General features: G+C 34.9%; 19 protein-coding genes. 4 read left to right on the top strand and 15 right to left on the bottom strand.

The genetic code is table 11. The features are described from left to right. Positions 1 to 228: 228 nt before the first annotated feature. The 4 genes from LG296_RS09205 to dapF form a co-directional block, all read right to left on the bottom strand. Positions 229 to 1632 carry a cell wall metabolism sensor histidine kinase WalK gene (locus LG296_RS09205; protein ID WP_107936148.1) on the bottom strand — a complete coding sequence of 468 codons (1404 nt, stop codon included), beginning with the start codon at positions 1630 to 1632 and terminating at the stop codon, positions 229 to 231. Beyond that, a complete protein-coding gene (locus LG296_RS09200; protein ID WP_107936146.1) occupies positions 1629 to 2306 on the bottom strand; it encodes a response regulator transcription factor in 678 nt (225 codons plus the stop codon). The genes LG296_RS09205 and LG296_RS09200 overlap by 4 nt, the downstream gene beginning before the upstream one ends. Positions 2307 to 2372: 66 nt before the next feature. Next, on the bottom strand, positions 2373 to 4406 hold the full coding sequence (locus LG296_RS09195; protein ID WP_181418070.1) for a bifunctional diguanylate cyclase/phosphodiesterase: 2034 nt from the start codon (positions 4404 to 4406) through the stop codon (positions 2373 to 2375). A 23-nt stretch (positions 4407 to 4429) separates the two neighbouring features. Continuing rightward, the gene (gene dapF, locus LG296_RS09190) at positions 4430 to 5395 is read right to left on the bottom strand and encodes a diaminopimelate epimerase (RefSeq protein ID WP_107936142.1); all 966 of its coding nucleotides are present in this window, start codon (positions 5393 to 5395) and stop codon (positions 4430 to 4432) included. Between the two features lie 342 nt (positions 5396 to 5737). Here dapF and LG296_RS09185 point away from each other — a divergent pair, with 342 nt between their 5' ends. Continuing rightward, positions 5738 to 6286, top strand: coding sequence for a GNAT family N-acetyltransferase (locus tag LG296_RS09185; RefSeq protein ID WP_107936140.1), 549 nt, complete (start codon positions 5738 to 5740; stop codon positions 6284 to 6286). A gap of 116 nt (positions 6287 to 6402) precedes the next feature. Here the strand turns inward: LG296_RS09185 and LG296_RS09180 are convergent, their stop codons facing one another. The 6 genes from LG296_RS09180 to LG296_RS09155 form a co-directional block, all read right to left on the bottom strand. Continuing rightward, the gene (locus LG296_RS09180) at positions 6403 to 7479 is read right to left on the bottom strand and encodes an undecaprenyldiphospho-muramoylpentapeptide beta-N-acetylglucosaminyltransferase (RefSeq protein ID WP_107936138.1); all 1077 of its coding nucleotides are present in this window, start codon (positions 7477 to 7479) and stop codon (positions 6403 to 6405) included. A gap of 401 nt (positions 7480 to 7880) precedes the next feature. Next, entirely contained in the window at positions 7881 to 8753 is an 873-nt protein-coding gene (locus tag LG296_RS09175) for a CAP domain-containing protein (RefSeq protein WP_107936136.1), read from the bottom strand. A 234-nt stretch (positions 8754 to 8987) separates the two neighbouring features. After that, the gene (locus LG296_RS09170; RefSeq protein ID WP_107936134.1) at positions 8988 to 9890 is read right to left on the bottom strand and encodes a GTP-binding protein; all 903 of its coding nucleotides are present in this window, start codon (positions 9888 to 9890) and stop codon (positions 8988 to 8990) included. A 106-nt stretch (positions 9891 to 9996) separates the two neighbouring features. Next, positions 9997 to 11493 carry a S41 family peptidase gene (locus LG296_RS09165; protein ID WP_107936132.1) on the bottom strand — a complete coding sequence of 499 codons (1497 nt, stop codon included), beginning with the start codon at positions 11491 to 11493 and terminating at the stop codon, positions 9997 to 9999. A gap of 185 nt (positions 11494 to 11678) precedes the next feature. Then, positions 11679 to 12383 carry a purine-nucleoside phosphorylase gene (deoD, locus tag LG296_RS09160; RefSeq protein WP_107936130.1) on the bottom strand — a complete coding sequence of 235 codons (705 nt, stop codon included), beginning with the start codon at positions 12381 to 12383 and terminating at the stop codon, positions 11679 to 11681. Positions 12384 to 12504: 121 nt separating this feature from the next. After that, positions 12505 to 12723, bottom strand: coding sequence for a YozE family protein (locus LG296_RS09155; RefSeq protein ID WP_107936128.1), 219 nt, complete (start codon positions 12721 to 12723; stop codon positions 12505 to 12507). A gap of 139 nt (positions 12724 to 12862) precedes the next feature. Between LG296_RS09155 and LG296_RS09150 the strand changes: the two genes are divergently transcribed. From LG296_RS09150 to LG296_RS09140, 3 genes are read left to right on the top strand one after another with little or no spacing between them, the layout of a single operon-like run. After that, complete coding sequence (locus LG296_RS09150; RefSeq protein ID WP_107936126.1) at positions 12863 to 13978, top strand: endospore germination permease; 1116 nt, start codon at positions 12863 to 12865, stop codon at positions 13976 to 13978. Between the two features lie 17 nt (positions 13979 to 13995). After that, complete coding sequence (locus LG296_RS09145; RefSeq protein WP_107936123.1) at positions 13996 to 15456, top strand: spore germination protein; 1461 nt, start codon at positions 13996 to 13998, stop codon at positions 15454 to 15456. Further along, on the top strand, positions 15453 to 16601 hold the full coding sequence (locus LG296_RS09140; protein ID WP_107936121.1) for a Ger(x)C family spore germination protein: 1149 nt from the start codon (positions 15453 to 15455) through the stop codon (positions 16599 to 16601). The genes LG296_RS09145 and LG296_RS09140 overlap by 4 nt, the downstream gene beginning before the upstream one ends. A 66-nt stretch (positions 16602 to 16667) precedes the next feature. On the opposite strand, the gene msrB is transcribed toward LG296_RS09140, so the two are convergent. The 5 genes from msrB to LG296_RS09115 form a co-directional block, all read right to left on the bottom strand. After that, positions 16668 to 17102 (bottom strand): peptide-methionine (R)-S-oxide reductase MsrB, encoded by a 435-nt coding sequence (gene msrB / locus LG296_RS09135; RefSeq protein WP_181418071.1) that lies wholly within the window; start codon positions 17100 to 17102, stop codon positions 16668 to 16670. Beyond that, entirely contained in the window at positions 17089 to 17622 is a 534-nt protein-coding gene (gene msrA, locus LG296_RS09130) for a peptide-methionine (S)-S-oxide reductase MsrA (protein ID WP_107936117.1), read from the bottom strand. The genes msrB and msrA overlap by 14 nt, the downstream gene beginning before the upstream one ends. Before the next feature lie 11 nt (positions 17623 to 17633). Continuing rightward, positions 17634 to 18212 (bottom strand): YpmS family protein, encoded by a 579-nt coding sequence (locus LG296_RS09125; RefSeq protein ID WP_107936115.1) that lies wholly within the window; start codon positions 18210 to 18212, stop codon positions 17634 to 17636. Positions 18213 to 18314: 102 nt separating this feature from the next. Then, a complete protein-coding gene (locus LG296_RS09120; RefSeq protein ID WP_107936113.1) occupies positions 18315 to 19355 on the bottom strand; it encodes a GDSL-type esterase/lipase family protein in 1041 nt (346 codons plus the stop codon). Positions 19356 to 19522: 167 nt separating this feature from the next. Next, the gene (locus tag LG296_RS09115; protein WP_107936111.1) at positions 19523 to 20365 is read right to left on the bottom strand and encodes a DegV family protein; all 843 of its coding nucleotides are present in this window, start codon (positions 20363 to 20365) and stop codon (positions 19523 to 19525) included. Positions 20366 to 20452: the final 87 nt, after the last annotated feature.

Below are 20452 nucleotides of genomic sequence, written 5' to 3'. Positions count from 1 at the left end.
AAGGCAGTTCCATTGTTGTAACTAAAATATTATTTCATATTTTACCATTCTTCTACAATAGAAATTATCTATTGAATTGATTAATATTTATTATTAATAAGATAATGAAGAACGTTTTTTTTCCATATCAATCTTACTACTCTCAATAAAAAAAACAACTATTTTTCACGAAATAAGCAATTTTTTTTGACTAATAACCCATTTTTTGTCTCAATATTAAAAATTATACTAGGAGACAGTAAATTTTAGTGTGAAAGTTGTACCTTTTCCTACTGTACTTGTTACGTCCATTTCGATTTGATATTTCTCTGAAAGCATTTTGGTGATACTTAATCCGAGACCGGTTCCACCGCCAATATTTTCTCTTGAGACATCTACTCGATAGAAGCGGTCAAAGATAAAGGGCAGATTGTCATTCGAAATTCCTATCCCATTATCTCTAATTGTTAAAAAGATGCTTTCCGTTAAGTAGTGTACGTCAATATCAATCACTGGTGATTTATCATTATATCGAATTCCATTTTCGATAATATTACGCAAAATCTGAGCCAACGCGTTTTCCGTAATATTAGGTTGTTTTTCTTCGCCATTTTCAGCAATATTAACAATCGCCTCAGGGTAAATGATTTGTAGCTCGTCCTTTACAGAGCTTAAAACGTTTCTCACATTTGCTTCAGCCTCTATATCCCGTTCTTCTTTTCTAGCCAAATTTAATAGCTCTTCAATCATTTTCTTCATGCGAATCACTTCTACAAGTGAAGTGTTCAAGGATTCCTCTAATACATCAGGATCATTTTTTCCCCATCGTTTGATTAATGATAAATGCCCTTCAATTGCCTGTATCGGAGTACGAAGCTCATGAGACGCATCTGATACAAATTGCTGCTGCTTTGCAAAAGAATTCTCTAAGTCCGCCATCATCGATACATAGAGCTTAAGCAAATCTCCAATTTCGTCATCTGCATCATAGGAGAAATTGATTTTTTCTTCAAAACCCTTTTTCTGAATGGATAACATGGAATCACGTAAATCCTGTAAAGGTCTAATCAAAATATTTGCTAAATAATAGCCTACAAATCCAGCTAATAATATAGCTCCAAAACCTGCGATAAGCATTGTGGTTAAAATATATTGCATCATCGAATGGAAGGTCGATAAGGGATGTATTAACTGCAGTATCCCTGTAAAGTCCTGAGTTTTGATAAGCTTATTAACAACATATACTTCCTCCTGATCCACTTCTTCTTTTGACACTATCATATTATCTAGCTGTGCATAGGAGGCTTCTAAAGGTACTGCCGAATTAACGTTATTAATTCTTATTATTTCATATCCATCAAAGTTAAAAATTCGAACCGTTTGACTTTGATTTAAAATTGCCTTTGATAAACCAGTGTTTTTTTGAATATCCTGTACTGATATCCAGTCGTCTTGTGAGTTAAAAAAAGAGGTTAAATCGTCGGCAGTTCGAATGGCGTTATTTTCTTCATTTTGAATTAGCCAGGAGTATAGTGCAATGTAGATTACACTACAGATAGCTGCATAGCTTATGAAAATGACGATTGCTGTTGAAATTGTCCATTTCTTTTTTAAGGATTGGTTATTTGGAAAAAGTTTAATAACTTTATTCATTCTCTCACCACATACCCAACGCCACGTACAGTTTCAATATATGGTGCAAGCTCTGTTTTCAGCTTAGCACGTAGGTGTCGAATGTAAACATCTACAACATTTGTCTCCACTTCAGTTTTATAGCCCCAAACAGATTGCAATATCATTTCTCTTTCGCAAACCCGATTTTTATTTTCACATAATAGCTTTAACAAATCATATTCAGTCTTAGTTAATTCTAGCTTTTTATTCTCAAAGCTTACTTCATAGGATTGGGGATTTATTATAATATCGCGCACCTTAATAAGATCGTAATCTTCCTCTACATTCGTATTAACCCTTCTTAAAACTGAACGAATTCTTGCGAGCAGCTCCTCAATGGCAAACGGTTTCACGATATAGTCATCTGCACCAGCATCTAATCCTGCCACACGATCCATTACAGCATCCCGCGCCGTAATTAAAAGAATAGGTACATCTGACTGTGTACGAACTCTACGACAGATTTCAATCCCATTTAAACCAGGAAGCATTACATCAAGTAATAGACAATCGAATGGTTGTTCTAATGCTATATTCAAGCCTTCCCTACCGTCGTGGGTTACAAACACATCAAATTGTTCATGCTTTAGTTCAAGCTCGATAAAACGGGCTATATTTTTTTCATCTTCTACTAATAGAATTTTCTTCTGCATCTTATCACCCTTTAAGCAAATAAATAGCCTCTTTTTAAGTTTAACTTAAAAGGAGGCTAGAACAAACTATAATAGTTCGGGACTATATATATTGTAATTATTTTTTGACGTCGTCTTTACACCATATAAGGCCTTATCTGAATGGGATAATAAATTCTCTAGGCTTACTCCATGGTCTGGATAAAATGAAATGCCGATAGATGCTGTTGGCGCAAACATTTGGTTAGATATCAACCAACCACGTTTTAAATTTTGATTGATTCTATCAACAATTTGCTTAACCTGTTGTTTCCGACTTATTTTCTCCTGATGTAATCCAGTTAAAATAATGGCAAATTCATCGCCACCCATTCGAACGACTAGGTCATTTCCACGAATGCTCCTAGATAAGGCCTTGCCGAATTGTATGATAAACTCATCGCCAACCTTGTGCCCAAACTGGTCATTTACCTTTTTGAAATTATCTCCATCAACATAAAGAACTGCCAAGGATTCTGAGTTCGAATTAGAGCTCTCTATGATGCTAGGAAACTCGTTTTGAAGATAACGTCTGTTTGGTAATTGAGTAAGAGAATCATGGTAGGCCAGAAATGATAGTTGATTTTCTATCGCCTTTCTATCATTAATTTCTCGCGCAACCATAATAATTTGAATCCCTTTGTTACGTAGAAAATCTTTAACTATTGTGTAATTGCACTCAGTCCAAAAATTCTCGCCTGACTTCGATTGATGGATCAATTCAATTTTCAAATCTTCCCCATCAGAATCAACTGAAAACTCTTCATTCCATTTAACCTTACTTTCAGGGGATAGAATATCAGTATAAAATTTACCGAGTAATTCCCCTTCATCAAACCCAAGCTTATTCGTATAGGCTTTGGAGACATATAATATGATGCCATCCTCATTAGTAATCACAATCATATCATTCGTATTTTCAGTGATAAGCTTGAACATATGCTCAATATTCTGAAGCTCTGTCAGCATTCTTTTCTTTTCAGAAATATCATAATAGACATTAATGTATTGTTTAATAGCACCATCTTCATCAAAAAATGGGATAATGGTTGTATCAGCCCAGTACGGAGCACCGTTCTTTGTTTGATTACAAATTTCCCCTCGCCAAACTTCACCTTTATGTAATATTGAAAAGATATTATCAAAAAACTCTTTGGAATGTGTACGAGAATTAATGATTTCAAGTGTATTACCTATTAACTCTTCTTTTACATACCCCATTTGCTGGATAAAACGATCATTTACATTTAAAATACGGCAATTTGGATCCATGATGATAATTTCTGCAACGCTATTAATGGCATACTGAAAATTAGAAAGCCCCATAGAGGTTGTGCGCAATTCTTTTTCTTGTTCAATTAGCTGTGTAACTTCCTGTAAGATGATGAAAACCGCTGCTACCTTCTCCAGCTGAATCAGGGGAGAAAAGGTAGCCGTAAAGCTTCTAGAATTCCCATTTTTGTCAATGAAGGTTAATAGCTTAGATGTTAAGTGTGTACCATCAAATGATTCATTTAAATACTGCTCTAGCTGCTCCTGATTAGAGATGAAGGGTAGATCAATAAGCTTCTTTAAACGAACCTCTTCAATATTCACATTAAAATCCTCTAAAAATTGGGGATTGGCTTCTAGTAGCTTCCCATCATTTGAGATTAAAACCGTTGATAAGAATGAATTAAAGAAAACTGAACGCATGAATAGATATTTATCCTCTAAATCTCGGTCGAAGGCAATTTCTTTTGTTATTGCTAACACATAAGTTCGATTGTTATCAAAAATAGGTATGACCGTTGTTTCATACTTTTTCACTTCAGAAAGGTAATAAATATAATCCTGGTAACTAACCTGACCTTTTTTAACTACGGCTTGATGATAATTTTGGGCGATTGTTTCAGAATCACTTGGCTTCATCACTTCAGCAATTGTTTTACCAACTACCTTTTGAGAAAGTATTTCAATAGATGATTTATTCAAATAGATGTAACGAAAATCCTCCCCGTCTTTTTCCATGAAATAAACCAGATCCCTGCTATTCTCAAAAAGCAAATCAAATTGAACCTTGGAAAAGCTTTGTAAAGACATTGAACACACCCTCCTACTCATCATTAAGAAGCAAAAGAAGCGGTCTCCTTCTTAACAAGTTCAAGACATTTTTCGTATAGTTTTTGTTCCCCAGTTTGTTGACTGCTTACAAATTTAAATTCGTTATCCATGATATCAACGACATAGGACGACGTAACTGTAGCATTACCGATAAGTGTTAACTTATAGCCATCCACGAGGATTTTAACTTCACATTTAACAAAGCCACCTGGATTAAATACAGTGACGACATCTGTATCTACAATGTTGTTTAACCTTGATACAAGTGCAGATGCGGTCATTGCTGTGCCACATGCATTCGTAAATCCGACACCTCGTTCAAAAGTACGAACGAAAATTGTGTCATTTTTCATTGGATAGACATAACTTACATTTACCCCGTCCTTAAAAAAGTTATTTTCACCATTTAAATGTTGAGATAACTCTTGCTGATGTGCATTATTTTGAATATCCTGCTGCTCTACAATTCCGATTAAATGTGGGTTTGGTACAGAAACAGCTGTATATGGAACCGTAGCTGAAAATTCTGGAATGATTTGATGCTGTATTTCAGTTTGTTGCTTATACTCCATAGGTAAACTCGTTAACGAAAATGATACTGGAGAAATTTCAACTGCATAAGTAGGAATTTCTGCTAATAATGATACTTCTTTTCGTACTTTTAAGTTTGCTTTCATTGTTTCAATAATTGCTTCTTGTTTATCTAAATTTTCACAGACAAATCTCGCCACACATCGGAGACCATTACCACACATTGAAGCTTCAGAACCATCTGCATTAATCACACGCATTTTTGCATCTGCTGATTTTGAAGGTAAAACGAGTAGTAACCCATCTGCACCATTATGGTTATCCTTTTGACATAACCACTTCGTTAGTTCAACCCAGTTAAACTCATTTTCGTCGCTAGTATTATATAAGTAAAATGTGTTACCTGACCCATGTACTTTTAAAAATGTTCTTTCCACGCATCAATCGCTCCCTATTTATCTTTACTTCTATCATAATTGTAAATGATTTATGAAGCAACTTAATAAATCTTTTAAAAATTTTATAATTTGTTCACAATTTTTAATGAGCAAAAATTGTATTTTTAGATTAAAATTATTGTATAAAATCGAAATTCTATAATATGATGTTAACAGAATTTAAATGTAAATATAGTATTTTTGATGCTATTTTTCTTAAACTAATAAACTTCAAAAATATTTGTTTGACGTCTAGTTCCTTTAGGTATATTATTTCAAATGTTGCCTTGTTATTAAGTAATTTTCAGTTTTGCAACTATCCTAAAAAAGGAGGCGTTTCATTTGTTAAAGTATAGAGATCTTTCAGAAACGAATGAGTTATACCAATTAATGATCCACCCAACAGTTTTCCCATACGTTCGTCATAAAGTAAACTCAGATGAAGAGTATCTATTTATCACGAAACAACTATTAGAAGAAGAACAACTAGGCAAGACTATCTCAAGAACGATAACCGATGACTGGGGTCAACCTATTGGTACGATCACTTTATATGATATTCAAGATGGAGCTGGCTTCCTTGGAACATGGATAGGTGTACCATTTCAAGGTAAAGGTTATAACCAAGCAGCAAAGCATGAATTTCTAAAAGAGCTCTTTTTTGAAAAAGACATTCATACAGTTTTCTTACGTATCCGTAAAGAAAATGAAAAGTCAAAACGTGCAGCACAAAAACTACCGTACGTAATTGATGCAACAGAAACAAACCCTGCTTTATATGAGGAAATCAACGCAGGCGAAACAAAATTTGACTTATATAAAATTCCAAAAGACTTATTCTACATTGTTTCTGCAAATGACCAATCAAACGAAGAAGAACAAGCGATGTAATTCTCGTATCTTCTTGCTATTATAAATATTTACATGAGTATGTTAAAAAACAGCCAGAAGCTTTTGCTTCTAGGCTGTTTTTGTTCTTGAAATCTAACCATAATCATCTAGTCAAATTATTTCTCGAATTTAAGGATTAATTTTACCATTTCATCTGGTGTTTTTGGGCTTTCCGCTTGTTCCATAGCTTGTTTATATTCATTACTTTTTTGTATTAATGTGTTGATGGCCTTCATAAAGGTACTCTTTGAAAGCATTTCCTCTTCTAAGACATGAGCAAAGCCTTGTTTTTCGAAAATATTCGCATTCAATATTTGGTCACCACGACTTTTACTTGCTGAAAGCGGAATAAGAAGCATTGGTTTTTTCAAAGCTAAAAATTCAAAAATTGAATTAGAGCCCGCACGAGAAACAACAAAGCTAGCTGCATGTAGCAAATCTGGAAGTTCAGTTGTTACATAATCAAATTGCTTATACCCTTTTAAGTTATCTAAAGAGGCATCCACATTCCCTTTTCCACATAGATGAATCACATTGAAGGATGCAAGAAGCTCTGGTAAATTACTTCTTAAAGAATCGTTAAGTACAACAGAACCTAAGCTTCCTCCCATAATGAGTAATACCTTTTTCTCGTCCGTAAACCCACAAAGGCTTTTCCCCTTTGCTGCATTCCCTTTAAATAATTGCTCACGCACAATTGAACCGGTGCAGGTTGCTTTATCAATCGGTAAGTATTTTAAAGTATCTTGGAAGATCGTAAACACATGAGATGCAAAGGGTAATGCGATTTTATTGGCAAGGCCAGGTGTAACATCTGATTCATGAATAACAACAGGGATTTTAGCTAATTTTGCAGCTATTACAACTGGTACTGAGACGAATCCCCCTTTAGAAAAAATCATTGTCGGCTTCACTTTCCTAATAACCGAAAAAGCCTGACCAACTCCAGCTAAAACTTTAAATGGATCGGTAAAGTTCTTCATTGAAAAATAACGTCGTAATTTCCCGCTAGAAATACTGTGATAAGGAACTTCAGGATAGCTTTGAGTGATTAACTCCTTTTCAATGCCATCATTAGACCCAATATAATGAACGTCATATCCTTCCTTTAGCAAAGATGGAATAATCGCCTGGTTTAAAGAAACATGCCCCGCCGTTCCGCCACCTGTTAAAATAATTGATTTTTGATTCACAAAAAAACCCCTATCTAAATACAGCTAAATTGTATTTCACTTAAATTTATATGATTACAAAACAATATAATGAAAATTTACCAATAAACTTTCCGTTTAAGTCAATATTGTACCATATATCATTTTACTAACAATCCAAATAAATAAAAAGATACTAAGTGATATACCTTGAGTACTTATTCAATAATTATTTTTCCGAGTCCTAAATCGTTTCAGTATCGATTAAACCGTTTCTATTTCTTCAGCAACCAACTTTCAAGAAGTTTTACTTATTGTTACACTAGTTTAAACTACTAACTACTAATTATATAAACTTCCCAGATTCAAGCTTCATTACAAGCAAATAAAAAATACCGAGGAAGAGTGTTAGCTAACTCTTCGCTCGGTATTAATCTCAACAATTATAGCTGAATAAATTGCTGTGTCCAATAGTTTCCGTTTTCAACATAGCCTATTCCAATATGTGTAAAGCTTGAATTTAAAATGTTGGCACGGTGACCTTCTGAATTCATCCATGCTTGTACAACTTCTTCAGGCGTTCTTTGACCCTGAGCAATGTTTTCACCTGCAGCACGATAAGTAATCCCGGCAGCCTTTATTTGATCGAATGGGCTACCGTAAGTTGGACTTGTATGTGAGAAATAGTTATTAGAAGCCATATCCTGTGATTTTGCACGAGCAACCTTCATTAGAGGATTATAGGCTTTAAGTGGTGCCAAGTCATATTTAGCACGTTCTGCATTTGTTAACTCCACAACTTGAGCTTCAAATCCAGCTACAGAATCAGCCTCTGCTACTGTTGAGGGTTTTGTTGCTTCCTCCACTTGTTCAGCTGGTTTTGACACTGCTGGTTGTTCCGTCACTGGAGCTTGAGGTTTAACCACCTCTTGCTCCTTACTAGATTCTTGCTTCTCCACTTTTTTTGGCTCTTGAACTTTTTGTTCATTAGCAGTTTCATTCTTAACAGGTTTTTGCGATGGCTGTTCCCCTACAGAAACCTTACAACCTTTTAATTGTACCGCGATTAATTTTTCTAAGTTAGCTTTTGAGATTTGCAGTTTATTTGATAAATCTTTAACACTATGAACATTCGTGAAAGACAACTCATTTTTAAATTGAGCTAGAATATCTTCATATTGTTTCATATTTATAACCTTCACTTCATGTTTTACAGACTTTTCTTGCCCTTCCTCCTGATTAGATGCAGCATCTGCTGCTTGAGCTTGTGTTGAGATTAAACCAAGTGCACAAAATGTGATAAACCATTTTTTCATTTTGTATTCCTCCTCTCGCAACTAATCATATACGAGAATAATTGAAAAGAAGGATCCATAACCTGGAAGCATTGCCAACTCAAGTTCAAAATCTGGCTACCTATATGTTTAGAAAGAGCAGAAATAGGAAGGCTTTTCCTGCAAACGAAAAACTTACAACTGAAATGCTATTGACAAATTTTATAGATTGCTATATAAGGCAAAAACTTATCTTATATGACATCCATATTACATTTATTTTTCGCCGATAATATCGATTTCCTGAATGTTCTCGCCAATCATGACAATCTTCGGAGGCATATTGATATATTCAGGTATCCATTGCACCAATCCATATGCATATTGGAAAAGCATGGGGTTGCGAATTCCTTCTATCGGAACATAGCCTTTAATTCGATATACAGAGGACGGCATAGAACGAACCCATTCCTCAAATTGCTCTTGAGAAAAACTTTGCTTAAGCTCTACAAGACGCGAACTTAAATGTAGATGTTTACCAATTTTGGCAGCTTGAATATCGTCCTTAGATGCTTGTGCAGTTGCCTGTAACCCTTCAAGTAGCTTCAATGGGACCTTTCCATTAGTCGTTTGCAGGATAAAAGCATTTGGATTGACACCCTGCATTTCAAACACAACCTTCGCTTGTTCTGCTTCAGTTAATAAGTCCATTTTATTGGCAAGTAAAAGATGTGCATGACGAATTTGTTCTATAAATAGACTTCTAACCTGAGGTGTTAACGAAGAACGATCAAGCCAGAGCTTACTGTCTGCAACAGTGACTATTCCCTTAATATTGAGGCTTTCTGCAAATAAAGGGGAATACACCGCATCCAATGCCTCTACAGGATGCGCTGCCCCCGTAGTTTCGATTATTAAGACATCAAATTCATTATCCGCTAAAAGTGATTGGATTTGAGCCTCCGTTTTTTCTGCCCCTGAACAACAAATACAGCCCTCAAGCATTTCCTTTAAAGGAATCTCTTCATCTACTGCTTGTGAGTCAAATGGAAGCTTTCCTAATTCATTCATAATGACAGCAGGCTTTAGCCCCTTTTCTTTAAATTGTTTAAGGACATTAGTAAGCATGGACGTTTTGCCACTACCTAAAAAACCGCTGAATAAATATACATCTTTCATCTACAGCACACCTTTCCTGAATTTAATTAACAAAAAGAGGGCCTTCAATTGCTCATAAGTTGAACAAAAGCAGCCCTCTCCTATAACTTTTAATCTAATAACAGCTCTAATTCGTAGCTGTTAATAATTCTTTTGCTTTTAGTATATGTGGATCGTCGTTATTGATTTTCTCACGGATTGCATCCATTAATGCATACGTCGTTTCACCAACAAGTACTCCACTTTGTTCTAATTGGTGAGCTTCTTGGAAGGATTCTACTGCAGCTTTAGTTGCTTCATCGAAGGTTTCATCAATTGTACCAGCTTCATAGCCTAATGCGTTTAGGATTTGTTCAGCAGAACGAACTGATGGAGAAACATTCCCAATTTTAAATTCAGTCTCTGGGTTAATATAAGTAGCAGTTGCGTATTCTGGATACTCAACCTTTTCATCTGGCTCTATACCCTTTTCATTAATCCAATTACCATTTGGAGTTAACCATTTACCTGTTGTATATTTTAGGTTTGCACCATCTTGTAAATAGCTAACTGTTTGAACTGTCCCTTTACCAAAGGAATTTAAACCAACAAGCTTAGCACCGGCTGATTCACTTAAAGCACCAGCTAAAATTTCAGATGCAGATGCACTACCATTATCGATTAAAACCACTATTGGTTGACTGTATTTCTTGCCACCTTCAGCTAACATTACTTCCGCATCGCCTTCTCGCCCTTGCACTTGTACAATTGGCTTTCCTTCATCAAGGAAAAGATTTGCGATATCAATTGCAGATGTTAGGAAGCCACCTGGATTTTGACGTACATCTAAAATAATACTTTTCATGCCATCTGCATTAAATTCCTCCATGAATTTAACTAATTCATCGAAAGTCTGTTCACTGAAGGAAGTGATTTGAATATGGGCGATCTTGTCTTCTCCCATTTCACCGTAAACTGTTTCAATTGGAATATCGTCACGAATGATTGTCATTTCGATTAATTCTTCTGATTGGCCACGTTGGATTGTTAGCTTAACTGGTGTACCTTTTTCACCACGAATTAATAATACCGCCTCAGAGGCACTCATACCTTGTATGCTTTGCCCATCGACTGTCAAGATTATATCTTCTGGTATCACCCCTGCTTTTTCGGCTGGTGAGTTTTTTATAGGCGACACAACGACAATGTTTCCATTACGTTCTTGAATTTCTGCCCCAATCCCCTGGAAGCTTGATGAAAGATCACTATTAAATTGTTCAGCTTGTACTACATCCATATAATCTGAATATGGGTCTTCTAAGGCATCAAACATCCCATTAATAGCACCTGTTATTACAGCCTCTTCATCAATTTCAACATAGTATTTATTTTTCAGCTCATCAAAGGCATCATATAACTCCGAAAATTCCTCTCGCTCTACAGGAACGGAAACCTCGACTACCTTCTTTTCACCAAAAGTCAGTGCAAAAATTGTTAAGCCCGCTGTCAATAAAATTGTTAAGAACATCAGCATGATGAAACTAAACGGTTTAATACGAATAAATTTTTTTGCAGGCTTCACCTGTTCTTCCTGTTGTCCATCATGTTCGGTTTTCTCAAATCCTTGTTGGTTTTGATCATCCATCTAATTCACCACTCTCATTTTTACACTCACGTAAAAGAATCTGCTTTACATCCTTTTTGGATTTTTTCTCTAGTATAACGAAAGATAACTTAGCTTGCATAAACTTTCCTGTTATTTACGAAAAGAAAGGCTGTCAATTATTAGACAGCCTTACGAAAAAAAATATGCAAAGCATTTGCTATACATTACTCTTGAATTGCAGCTTCTAACGCAACGACGATCATATCATTGAATGTTGTTTGACGTTCCTCAGAAGAAGTAGCTTCACCTGTAATAATGTGGTCAGAAACCGTTAAAACAGATAATGCTTGACGTCCAAATTTAGCAGCTAGTGTATATAGTGCTGCCGATTCCATCTCAACAGCTAAAACACCGTAGCGAGCTAATTTTTCGTTTTGATTTTCTTCTGAATAGAACATATCAGCTGTAAAGATATTACCTACTTTAATGTTTAACCCAGCAGCAACACCAGCGTTATATGCTTTTAGCAATAAATCAAAATCTGCTGTTGGTGCGAAATCGATACCATTAAAGATAATCTCATTCATTTTAGAATCAGTTGAAGCAGATTGTGCAATGATTACGTCACGCACTTTTACGTCTTTTTGGATTGCTCCACAAGTACCTACACGAATTAGCTTTTGTACTCCGTATTCTTGCATTAACTCTGTTGCGTAAATTGAAATTGATGGTACACCCATTCCTGAACCTTGAACAGAAACACGTTTTCCTTTATATGTACCAGTATATCCAAACATATTACGAACTTCATTATAACATGTTACATCTTCTAAGAACGTTTCAGCTATATATTTTGCACGTAATGGATCTCCAGGTAATAAAATAGTTTCTGCGATGTCACCTTGTTTAGCGTTAATATGGATACTCATTAGCAATCCCTCTTTCCAAAATTATCTCATCTTAAAATATACTTGCTTTTGCAGCATTGTGCAATGATTTACCTTATAATATACATTTTGCACTACTAAAAATCAAAGAAATAAAAGCACTTTAATATTTTATCTCATAAAGTTCCCAAAGTTCATCGAAAGTTTGCGTTGACATGTTATCATCAGCAATCATCTCGATATACCTTGATACTTCCTCAAAAGAGGTGCTGCTTTTAGGAAAACTATGATCTAAAAATGCAGTTTCGGCAAATCTAGTTTTAGGATCGTTTGCATTTCCTCCTCTAAAAGAAAGGATATATAAATAAAAACTCTGTTTCATTTCGGAGCCCCTTTGCTTCTCGATAAACTAATCTATCTATAGTTACTTTGTACTCATATAAAAACATTTTATTTTCTATTCTTATATTTTTAATTGTACTTGTCAAAGCTATCTAAAAAAAGTGTTAGAAGGAAAAACGATGCATAAAATCGGGAAAATTGGAATTTTACATGTCATTTTTTTAGTAATGACCTTTATCGGATTAAAAAATCACGTAACAATCTTACCACCTATTTTAGACCATGTAAAAAGAGATGGGTGGATGTCTGTTATTCTAGCAGCTGTCATTATGTTTCCGTGGTTATTTTTAGTGCTCTTTATCCATAATAAAACAGAGCAAAAACCATTAAAAGAATGGCTATATCAAAAAATAGGTAAAATACCTAGCTCAATTCTCTTATACAGTGTTGTAGTATTTATTTTTATACTTGCAGCTTTTACTATGTGTGAAACATTACTGTGGGTTAATGCGACTTTTTTACCCAATACACCCAAATTAGCTCTCTTAGCGATTTACATTATTCTTTGTTTTTTATTAATTTCAACCAATATGCTGACAATCGTAATTGTTAATACATTTGTATTATTCTTCGTTGTGGTCTTTGGCTTCTATGTAGCAATTGCTAATATTCAAGTCAAGGATTATAGCCTTATACAACCGTTCTTGGAGCATGGTGTTAACCCTGTAATACTAGGTGTTGTATACCCAGCCTCAGGATTTATAGAATTACTATTGCTCTTATTTATGCAACACCATTTTAAAAGTAAACTTCGATGGTACCATCTTGCAATTATGCTATTCATATTGACTGGTCTAACACTTGGCCCACTTTTAGGGGCAATAGTAGAATTTGGACCTGAAGAGGCAGCGAGACAAAGATACCCAGCTTATGAAGAATGGGGACTTGTAACAATCGGTCGTTTTATAGAGCATATGGATTTTCTATCGATTTATCAATGGCTAACGGGTACATTTATCCGAGTTAGTTTACTGTTATTTATAGCTTGCGATATTTTAAATTTGACAGGTCAAAGAAAAAAGATATGGAAGTTTATGTTTTTCCCCTTTTTCTTTTTCTGCTTAATAGTAATAGGATTGGATGATACTCTTTTTTTACATTTAAATGGAAATGAAATGCTGATTACTACCTTTGTTTGCTTTTTAGGTATTTCAATTCTATTAAGTACAATCGCTCTAATCTCAAGTAGAAAAAAAACTAAAATGGCAAAACATCCAGAGAATAATCAAAATTAAGAAAGTAGTGAATTTGGATGGATGTAAATGGACAGAAAGAAATAAATATCACTACATTAAGGAAGCTCTTTAACAAATCGGCCGATGTTATTTTCAATGAATTCACCTTTAACCAATCCCCTGTATTCTTTATTAAATGTGATTCAATGGTAGACGAAAAATTGCTTTACACAGTCGTCTTACCCAATATAGAGAGCTTATTTAAGGATAACAATTCCTGTCTAGTAAATGACCAAATGATTGAGCAATTGCCCATTCCCCAAATACAAAAGATAACAAATGAAAATGACATAATTTCTAAAGTATATAGTGGCAATATTTTAATTTACTTTAAGGATACAAAATTGCTCTATGCTTGTAATATATCTAGAAAGCCTAATCGAACACCTGAAGAAACTAATATGGAAGTACTGGTGAAGGGTCCCCGTGACAACTTTATTGAAGATTTATCTACCAATATTGCATTAATTCGAAAACGCTTACCTACTAATTCTCTTTGTGTCGAGAAATTTAACATAGGTAAACGGTCAAAAACTGAAGTAGCAATAATGTATATGGATGATATTGCGAATAGAGATATTTTGACAGAGTTAAAAAAACAATTTAATAAGATAGATACTGACATAATTGTTAGTGCACAAGCTTTAATGGAGTTTATTAATAAAAAAAACTGGGTTATGCCATCAACCAATTCAACCGGAAGGCCAGATTTTGCTATTCAATCATTAATCAGGGGCAGGTTTATAATTATCGTCGACGGTACACCTTATGCTGTTATTACACCTATCAATTTTTTCTCTTTACTTAAAACATCTGAGGATAACGAAAACCCGATTATTTTCAGCTCTTTCGAAAGGATTTTACGTTTGCTCGGTGTTTTTTTAGGTATCGCCCTACCTGCATTTTGGCTGGCACTGACTCTATTTCACCAAGATCAGCTACCCTTACAATTACTTGCAACAGTTGTAATTTCAAACAGGGGCTTACCTTTTCCCGCTGTTTTAGAAATGTTAATTTTATTAGTAATTTTCGAATTATTCCGTGAGGCTGGATTAAGGATGCCTTCAAAAATTGGTACAACAATAGGAGTAGTAGGTGGTTTAATTATTGGTGATGCCGCAATTCGTGCAGGTATTACTAGTCCTGCAATGGTAGTTGTTATTGCGCTATCAACTATAGCTTCCTATTCGATTGTGAACCAATCACTAGTAACAATGGTCGTTATTCTTAGAATCACCTTTATTTTCGTGACATCCATATTTGGCTTATTTGGATTTTTTGTTTGTATTTTTTTACTTTTAATATATCTCGCTAATATTCGTATTTTCGGAACTCCGTATTTGGATATTACAGCTGACTTAAGCTGGGAAAACATTAAAAAAGCAATTATCAGACAATCAAAACCAAAATATTCAGAACGACCAAATATGCTCGATCCCAAAGATGACACAAGAAACCAAAATGAGGGTACAAAATGAAAAAAACAATCAAGTTATTATACTTATTCCCCCTCGCCTTTCTTTTAACAGGTTGTTGGGATTTAAATGAAAATGAAAGAATGTATTATGCCTTAGGAGCAGCCATCGATTATAAAGAGGGATATTATGAGGTATATGTTCAAATTATCAGCTTCTCAAATGTAGCTAAATCGGAACAAGTAAATCAAGATGTCATTCAATCCGAAGTGAATTCTTTCAAAGGTGTAACCCTCAGTGAGGCTTTTTCAAATTTGTATAAAGCAATTGATGAAGAATTATATTGGGGGCATTTTTCATTTTTAATATTAAGTGAAAATGCTTTAAAGGATAATAGGTTGAATTCCGTAATCAATGATATTACGAGATTTATCGATACGAGATACAATACGTGGGTTTATTCAACCGATGAGCCTTTATCAGAGTTCCTTACGACTGTACCTTTATTAAGACGCTCAATTACGCTGACTAGATTGGCTGACCCTCTCAATTCATATAAACAACAATCCTTCATCGAACCAGTTACTGTTCGAACACTAATCATCTCGTTGAATGAGCCCCCAAAAACAATTAATATACCCTACGTTCGACTCAAAGATGATTGGAAAAACCAAAAGGATCCAAGTAAGAGCATTGAGACAGCTGGAATAGGAATCCTAACACCCACAGATTTTAAAGGGTTCGTAAAAGGTTCTGATGCCGAAGGTTTAAAATGGTTAAGCAACAAAACGATTTCAGCGAGAGTTACATCAACTTTAGAGAATAAAAACCACTTCTCCACAACAGTAAAAAACATAAAAGTGAAAATTGAACCAATTGTAAATGGTAATGATGTGCAATTTGATATTAACCTTTCTTTAACGGCTGGATTAGATAATTTCACAGGAAACTTAACACCAGAAGAAATAGAGAAGGCCATTGTTAAACAAATTAAAAAAGAAATAAAAGATAGTTTTAAGGTAGGGCTAGAAAAAGATGTTGATATATACCGACTAACAGAAACTTTATATCGAAAGCATGTAAAATTATATAAAAAGCTTGAGAAAGAAGAGAACTTAACGTTAAAAGAGGATTCAATTAGAAACATTAATATTAAAGTTCAAGAAATTGATACAGGTAGAAAATCCTTTGAGGATACTATTAACTAATCGATATTAGAAAAGTTGCAAAAAGGGACAACAAAAAAGGTGGAGTTTCTCCACCTTTTCCAGTATTTATTTAAATAATTGTAAATACTCTCCATAGCCTTCTTCTTCCAACTTATCCTTTGGAACAAAGCGAAGTGCAGCAGAGTTAATACAATAACGTAACCCTCCTAGTTCACTCGGGCCATCTGGGAAAACGTGCCCTAGATGTGAATCAGCAGCTTTACTTCGGACCTCCACTCTTCTCATACCATGTGAAGTATCAAAATGCTCTGTTACCTCTTCTGTTTCTACTGGTTTAGCAAAGCTTGGCCAGCCACATCCAGCATCAAATTTATCTTTTGAACTAAATAATGGCTTTCCTGATACGATATCCACATAGATGCCTTCTTCAAAATGCTGATCATATTCGTTTTGGTACGGTGGCTCTGTCCCTTGTTTTTGTGTTACGTAGTATTGCATTTCAGTTAATTGTTTTAATCTTTCTTCTTTATTCATGTTCATGCCCCCAATGTTTTTGAATAAATGCAGCACGTCCTGATCCAATTTGATAACGCTCATAATGCATCGGATTTTTTCTATAGTATTGCTGATGGTAATCCTCAGCAGCATAAAAAGGCTTAGCAGGAAGGATTTTTACGGAAATCGGTTTTTTAAATTTACCTGATTGTTCTAGACGTGCCTTCGATTCTTCTGCTATTCTTTTTTGTTCGTCATTATGGTAAAAGATAGCAGTCGTGTATGACTCGCCTCGGTCATAAAATTGACCGCCTGCATCAGTAGGGTCAATTAGAGTCCAATATAATTCAACCAATTTCTCATAAGAGTAAACCTTCGAATCGAAAGTAATTTGTACAGCCTCTAAATGACCGGTTGTTTCAGAGCACACCTGCCGATATGTAGGATTTTCAATATGACCGCCTGTGTAGCCTGAAAGTACTTCTTCAATGCCGGGTTGTTGGTCAAAGGGCTTCACCATACACCAAAAACAACCGCCAGCAAATGTCGCGATTTCTTTACTCATTCCTTATCCCCCTATTCGTTTGGTACAATTACCTCTAAAAGAACACGATTATTTTCTAAATCAACTTCCTTTGCTCTTACACGAGCACCATTCATCACCTTAATATCTGTTAGATCTACATAAACCTCTTCTTCATTTGGTCGAACAATTATCCAATCAGGAAATGCTACAGCATCATTCATAAGCTTTAAAACTGTTGATGGCTGTATATTTACTTTTCCTACATTAACGGAATCCTGCTTTAATTGTATATTCCCCTCTTCGGTAACTACTGGGTTAAATTTCATTGAAAACGGAACCGTTACACCAAATGCAGTTAGTTCGCTATTTAGGTTAATGGACTTATCAACTACAATATCGATTGGCAGTGGACTATTGGCTAACTCTTTTTGTAAATAATTCATTGCCATTTTTTCGATATCATCAGCTGTTGCTTCGACAAGTAATACACTGTCAGTAGGACTTACCGTAACACCTTTACTATTGATTTGAACATCTTCTGAAGGAGAAGTCGCCAAATAAAAAATGATGGTAATGAAAAGAATGATGGCACCTGTTAAAATAAAAAAGGCGACTTTCCACTTATTCATACTTACGTTCACTCCTTAAATCTTTCACCTTAAAAACTATGTACCCCACATATGACATCATCAATCTATCACAGGATAAGGGCTAACCTTACTTTCTCCATTTTAATTGGTAAAGATTAACCCGTTCGATGAATCTTCTATGTGACAGGCTTTCATCATGGAGAGAATTCGTTCTGTCATTATTGTATACCCATATCCATTTGGATGGAAGAAATCTGAATGATAAACTAAATTTGCGTTTTCATCGAACAAATCCTGGATGTCCACAAAGCATGAATTTTTATACTTACTAGATGTTCCTTCGATTGTATCATTCCATTCCGTGATAATCGATTCGAATTCAGTGATTTCATCTGTTATTACTGAGAAAGGATTATACAGTCCGATCACTATAATTGGAACCTCAGGGTTTACCGTTCGAATATTAGTCAAAATTTCGTTATAGCGATTTGTAAATTGAACTAATTCTTTATCAAAGTCTGCTCTTTTAAGCTCAAACAAATCTTTTTTAACTACTTTCATAATATCATTTCCACCAATAGTTAGTGTAATGAGTTCAGCATTTTTTAGTTCGTAATCATAATGGCCTTTTTTAATAAGGTTCAGTAATTGATCACTTCTACGGCCTCGTTTTCCTCTATTGTCTAAGATTACCTCAGCTACATCAGTAGATTGCACAAGCTTCTCCACTAATCTTTTAGTATACCCATTTTTTTGCTCTTCATCCCCAACACCTCGAGTTAATGAATCTCCAAGCGCCAAATAATATAATCTAGTTGAATCTTCTTTTATTTCTTCAGGTGGGACTAATTTTAATTCATTTAATAATTGCTCTTCAATCGATTCTTGGAATGCTGTCGTTAAGGTCAGTTCTTCAACGGATTCGTCTAAGCCTTCAACTGGATGCTTTTCTGCTTCTGCTTCCGTTTGTGCTTCTGTTTCTGTTTCATCCTCAACTTGTTGAGGTTGATCAGTTTCTGTTGCACCATTTGCATCTAAGGCGACTATTGTATTCGATAGATTTTTTTGTGAAGATTCGTTAGTTACTTGTTTATCACCAGCCACTTTCAAATAACCTAGAAGTAAGACAACACAGCATACGAAGAGAATAGTTATTCGTTTCAGAATGATTACCCCTTTCATATTTGTTTTCTTTTTAAATTTCAAATCGGAATTTGTTGTAAATTGTTTAGTTATATTTAGTTTAATTTGAGCAATTATTTCGTTTTGTATGTGAAATCTATTCTGAAAATAAAAAAGCTATCATTCTACTCATAATAGTATATGAGCGTATGATAGCAGATTTCTTATTATTCAGCGAAATAAATAAATCCAATTGCACCAGGGCCAGTGTGTGTGCTAATGATCGGAGAAGTAAATTTAATCTCTATGTCCTTGATGCCAGTTGATTCAACTAGTTCAATAAGCGGGTTACCCATAGTTGTTAATCCGTCCGCATGAGAAATTCCAACAGCTTTAACTGTTTTCCCTGCAACATCCTCTTGGAACTGCTTAAATAAGTAACTAACAACCTGTTTGTGACTTCTTACCTTCGCAACTGGTGTATAAGATCCATCATCGAGTGTAGCAATTGGCTTGATGTTTAATAAAGAACCAATCATTCCTGTTCCTTTACCAATACGGCCACCCTTAATAAGATTATCTAATTTGTCTACCACTACAAATAATCTTGTGTTTTTTCTTACCTCTTCAAGGCGGGCAATGATTTGCTCTACTGAGGCACCTGCATCACGTAGTTTAATGGCCTCACGAATTTGAATAGCAAGTCCCACCGCGATGTAGCGTGAATCGAAAACCGTTACGTCTGAATCACTCATTTCAGCTGCTTGTCGTGCCGAATCAAATGTTCCACTCATTCCACCAGTCATATGAATGGAGATAATTTGATCGCCCGTGCTTCCCAGTTCGTCATAAAGTTCTTTGAATTTCCCTGGTGCTGGCTGAGAGCTTTTTGGTAATTCCTTTGAGTTTTTCATTAGGTCTAAAAATGATTCAGGTTCTACATCCTGACCATCTATATAGGTTTTTCCATCAATTTGAATTGTTAAAGGTACGACTTTAATGTCATGTTCCATTAATTCTTCTTTTGTTAAATCACAAGTTGAATCTGTAACAATATGAATTCGTCCCAAAATGACACATCCTTTAATATAGTAGAAATATTATAATACAAATATTCACTCTGGAATAATGACAAATGTAATCGATTTCAAAAAATA

Origin of the sequence: Ureibacillus chungkukjangi, from assembly GCF_044795995.1 — a bacterium.
GTDB lineage: Bacteria > Bacillota > Bacilli > Bacillales_A > Planococcaceae > Ureibacillus > Ureibacillus chungkukjangi.
This window is presented reverse-complemented; position numbering and strand designations above follow the sequence as displayed.